At 55.1% G+C, this 2871-nt stretch carries 3 protein-coding genes; all 3 read left to right on the forward strand.

Annotated features, from left to right (window positions below; all coding sequences use genetic code 11):
- Positions 1-726: 726 nt before the first annotated feature.
- The 3 genes from GSQ75_RS12165 to GSQ75_RS12180 all read left to right on the forward strand — a co-directional run bounded on the left by GSQ75_RS12165 (position 727) and on the right by GSQ75_RS12180 (position 2654).
- Positions 727-948 (forward strand): hypothetical protein, encoded by a 222-nt coding sequence (locus tag GSQ75_RS12165; protein WP_158755127.1) that lies wholly within the window; start codon positions 727-729, stop codon positions 946-948.
- Between the two features lie 851 nt (positions 949-1799).
- A complete protein-coding gene (locus GSQ75_RS12175; protein ID WP_158755129.1) occupies positions 1800-2249 on the forward strand; it encodes a hypothetical protein in 450 nt (149 codons plus the stop codon).
- Positions 2250-2306: 57 nt separating this feature from the next.
- Positions 2307-2654, forward strand: coding sequence for a hypothetical protein (locus GSQ75_RS12180; protein ID WP_158755130.1), 348 nt, complete (start codon positions 2307-2309; stop codon positions 2652-2654).
- Positions 2655-2871 lie beyond the last annotated feature (217 nt).

Consider the following 2871-nt stretch of genomic DNA (forward strand, 5'->3'; position numbering starts at 1 on the left):
GTTGACAGTTTGTGCATTCGCTGCGTGGCATCGGCCAGAATTTGCATGGTTCTTTGCTCTAATCTCAATGTTCACATATTTACCAGACCCCGGATGGGCACCACCTCGGACCAGCACAGCCAAGGCTCGAAATCCCAAGCAATTTAAGCGTCATGTTCCATTGGTAATTGCAGCTCGATTGCTCGGTGTTGCCTTACTAGCCGGTGCGGCGTATCGGCTTGGCGGCTAACAATTCGTTCAAGGCGGACGCCTCCGGCGCCGCTTAACTCAAGCGTTAGGCACCAAGGGGAACTTCCGGATGATGTTGGCAATCGCTACAGCAATTGCATTCGCAGTCGGCCTAGGGCTTGCCGCGCTATTGCGGTTCGTGGTTCTGAGGCACGCCATCGGAAAGAACGCGGCCGACTGGATAGCCGGACTAATTTTGCTTGTAGTGTTGGTCCTCGGCATCACTTTGAAATTGGTGCTCGATCCCAGTAGGCCAGACAACAGTGGCCTATACGCAATCGGTATCGCTTGCATATTTGCCTTCACGTTTTCCAGAGACATCTTGAAAAATTCGGGTAGGCCTCCTGCGGCGTAGGTGCCTAACATCTCGTTCAAGGCGGACGGCTGCGCCGCCGCTTAACTCCAGTGTTAGGCATCCTTACCAACTCGGGCGCAAAACGAATGAACATACCAACGCTTAGCTGCGCGCAGGCTCTTCGGGACGGAGGAATTGACGCAATGGCCGCTCTGAACGATGCGCTCGCGATCGCCATCGAAAGCATTCCGGAACACTGTCACCGAGAAATTAAGCAAGCCGTGGGCCGAGCGATGTCCGCAATCATAGACGAGACCATCAACCCTGCCATTCTCGCGTTACCGGAGCTTAAGCCAAGCCAAGATGCTTGGTGTGCCGTCGCCAAGACCCGCGCTCGTGCTCGCGCCGACTCGTTCGCGTCATGATGCCTAACTACTCGTTCAAGGCGGACGGCTTCGCCGCCGCTTAACTCCAGCGTTAGGCCGCATGCATGCCATTAAAGAATCCCGTGATCTTTACGGTTTTGGTCGTTGCTGTTCTACTTGCCGCGGCAATCGTCACGTATGTCTTTGGGGTGCCGTTGTTGCAGACAGCGTACATGGGTTGTCGTTTTGGCGGCGGCACCAAAACGCTCGGTTGCTCTACGTCGTTCGGTCTGTTCATGACATGGGTTGGGTTCGCGGTTGCCGTCGCAATTTTCGCGGTCTGGAGCAAATTTGGTCGGCAGTAAACAGTCGTTTGGCCCAACGATCTTCGCGTTGCGGCCTAACATCTCGTTCAAGGCGGACGGCTTCGCCGCCGCTTAACTCCAGCGTTAGACCGCAGGGGGAGATTTGACCAACGCATCAACAATTGCGGCATTCCTTGGCGGTCTGGGCTTTGGCTCTGTCGTTACGGCTTTCTTGCAGGATCACTTGTCGCGCAAAGCTCAGCAAGCCGATGCCCTTCGCAAAGATCGTAGCGAGGTTTACGCCGGCCTTCTTCAAGCCTTAGAGGCTCTTGAGGTCACCGACTCCGTCGCAAACTCAAAGCACTTCGGCATGTGGACCGCTCGCTCCGAGATCATTGCATCCCATGCAGTCGTTGGGGCTATCGCAGCTATGCGCGCCACGCCTCCAAACTCTTCGCAGCGTGACTTGGCTTTGTCCCATCTGCTTCGCTGCATGCGCACAGACCTCCATCCGTCGTAGCATGCGGTCTAACTACTCGTTCAAGGCGGACGGCTTCGCCGCCGCTTAACTCCAGCGTTAGACAGCAGGGGAGCTGCCGCAGGGTCATGAAAATTACGGACAGAATCGCAATAGCGCTTGGGGCACTAGATATTGGCTACGTGGCGTGGACAATTTTTGGCACCGTGAAGATCGGCGCCACGGCACACAGCATGTCGCAAAACGTCGCCAACGTTGGCCTTCCGTTTCCAGACCTCGTAGTGGCCATCGTGTTTCTTGTTTATTTTCTAATGGCTGCCTGCGGGCTTGCACTCATACTCAGGCGTCGTCGGCTCGCGTGGCTCAACTACGTGCTTCTGCCCTTTCGCCTCGGCTTAGTTCTTCCGACTCTGTATCCTGTTATTGCGCTGCTCACAGCTGTCGGCATGGTCTTGCCGCCGCTGGCAACTTATATAGTCATCGTGGTAACGGAGATAGCTCGCTGTGTATTCATTTACTTCTGGCAGCGGGAGCAATCAAGCCGCTCAGCACCCGGTGTTGCCTCGGCAGCTGTCTAACATTTCGTTCAAGGCGGACGGCTTCGCCGCCGCTTAACTCTAGCGTTAGAGGGAGCTATGGCTTACGGATTACATATCGAGCGCGAAAAGCTGATCGAGCTAAATGAGTGGCAGCTGGCTGCGCAATCAATCGCCAACCTTCGTCTAGATGAAAGTGACAATGTCTCGTCCAATCCCAGGACGGGCGAGGTCATCAGGGTTCCTGGTCAGGCAGGTGCTGTGGCCATCCAAATCAATGGTGAATGGTCAAAGGTTTTTCGCTGGCACAAGGGAAAAGTCAGTTTCAATGCTCCGGCATCAACATCTGGCGAAGATCCAGTCATGGCTGCTGCGCTGCAGCTCGCAAAAATTCTGTCTGCCAAAATTCGCGGCGACGAGGGTGAGGGATACGATGGCTCCCTCTAACCAGTCGTTCAAGGCGGACGCCTCCGGCGCCGCTTAACTCAAGCGTTAGCCATCAAATGATCATCAATGCAATAAGAGGACTCGGAGCTCTACACGCGATCATGGGCTTCTTTGTCTTGCTGCCCGTGTTGAAGCTGTTTGCTCTACCGGAGAACGAGTATCTATCTCGGGCACGGGCGATTTATCTTGGTTGCACATACGTGCTTGCATCGTTGGC

It is taken from the genome of Dyella sp. S184 (assembly GCF_009766065.1).
Classification (GTDB): domain Bacteria; phylum Pseudomonadota; class Gammaproteobacteria; order Xanthomonadales; family Rhodanobacteraceae; genus Rhodanobacter.